Source organism: Micromonospora sicca (assembly GCF_003172935.1).
GTDB classification, from domain to species: domain Bacteria; phylum Actinomycetota; class Actinomycetes; order Mycobacteriales; family Micromonosporaceae; genus Micromonospora; species Micromonospora sicca.
In genome coordinates, this window is sequence record NZ_QGKS01000220.1 from 1 (window position 1) to 1,681 (window position 1,681).

Consider the following 1,681-nt stretch of genomic DNA (forward strand, 5'->3'; position numbering starts at 1 on the left):
GGAGGAGGGCGATCTGCCATTCGCGGGCGTTGAAGCCGCGCAGGGTCTCCGCCACCGTGTCGTCGGTGATCTCCTCCGGGGGCTGCCAGGCCAGCCGGCGGATCGAGTCGGGGGCGATCAGGTTCTCCGGGGGCAGGGTGTGCTCGCCGGCGATCCGGACCACCACCTCCCGGCAGCGGGCCAGCCGGCCGGCCGCCACCGGGTCACGCTCGGCCCAGCGATGCGGCGGCGGCGGACCCTCCACCGTCGGGGCCGCCGGCAGCGCGTCCTCCGGCAGCTCACGGGCGTCGTCCAGGGCCGCCAGCCAGGTCCGGGCGAGCCGACGGACCGACCGCCCGCCGAAGCCGGGGAGGGTGAGCAGGGTCTTCTCGTCCTTCGGGTCCAGCTCGGCGGCGGCCACGATGGCCGAGTCGGGCAGCACCCGGCCCGGGGCCGCGTCCCGCCGGGCGGCGATCTGGTCCCGGGCGTACCAGAGCGAACGGACCCGCGCCTGCGCCCGCGCGCCCCGGACCCGGTGGATGCCGGAGGTACGCCGCCAGGGTTCGGCGCGCACCCGCGGCGGACGGGCGCCGGTGCGGACCAGCGCGGCGAACTCCTCCGCCGCCCACGCCGACTTGCCCTGCCGGCGCAGCTCCTCGTCGAGGGCGTCCCGCAGGTCGACCAGCATCTCCACGTCCAGTGCCGCGTACGTCAGCCAGGACTCCGGCAACGGCCGGCTGGACCAGTCCGCCGCCGAGTGGTGCTTCTCGAGGGTGTAGCCGAGCAGCTGTTCGGTCAGCGCGGCCAGGCCGACCCGCTCGAACCCGGCCAGCCGGGCGGCCAGTTCGGTGTCGAAGAGCCGTCGGGGACGCAACCCGACCTCCGCCAGGCAGGCCAGATCCTGGCTGGCCGCGTGGAGCACCCACTCGGCCCCGCCGATCGCCGCGTCAAGGGCGGCCAGGTCGGGCAGCGGCAGCGGATCGATCAGCGCGGTGCCGGAGCCGGCCCGGCGCAATTGCACCAGGTAGGCGCGCTGGCTGTAGCGGTACCCCGAGGCGCGTTCGGCGTCCAGGGCCACCGGTCCGGTGCCCGCCGCGAAGCGGGCCACGACCTCGTCGAGCTCGCTCGGGGTGGCCACCGGCGCGGGCGTGCCCTCGCGTGGCGCGGTCAGCGGTACGGGCCCGCCGTTGGTGGGTTCGGTCCCCGCGTCCACCGGCTCCGGCGCGGCCGGTGACGGGTGCTGAGCTGCCTCCCCGGTACGGCTTTCGGCGGGCCGACGGCGCAGGGGTGGTTCGTCGGTCACCTGACAACCCTAGTGCGCGACCGGATCCGGTGTGCGCAGCCGGTCGGGTGCGTGTCGATCCGATGGCCGTCGGGTGTCGTGGCGGGTCGGGTGGCGCCGACGTGGCAGGGTCGGACATCGGGGGAGACAAACCGCGTTCACGCAGGTACGGTCCATCGAGCCGCCGAGGGGGCCGAGGGCCTCGGCGGGCTCGCGGCAGGGGCGTCTACGGGGAGGACGTGGCGATCATGACGGCTGGGTACGGGTCGGGCGACGGCACGCCGGAACACGGCGCCGACGAGGGCGTCGAGGGCAGCCGCGCGGAACGCCCGGAGACGGAGCGGCCGGGCCCGCTGCCGCCGCGGATCGAGCCGCACCGACCGGTCGTTCCCGGCTACCCGGCGGCCGTCCCCGCCCCGC

The 1,681-nt window shown here is 76.4% G+C and carries 1 protein-coding gene; it reads right to left on the reverse strand.

Going from position 1 to position 1,681, the window contains the following annotated elements; genetic code table 11:
• On the reverse strand, window positions 1–1,282 hold a 1,282-nt coding region (locus tag DKT69_RS15035; protein WP_109802179.1), incomplete at its 3' end, for a ribonuclease D.
• Window positions 1,283–1,681 lie beyond the last annotated feature (399 nt).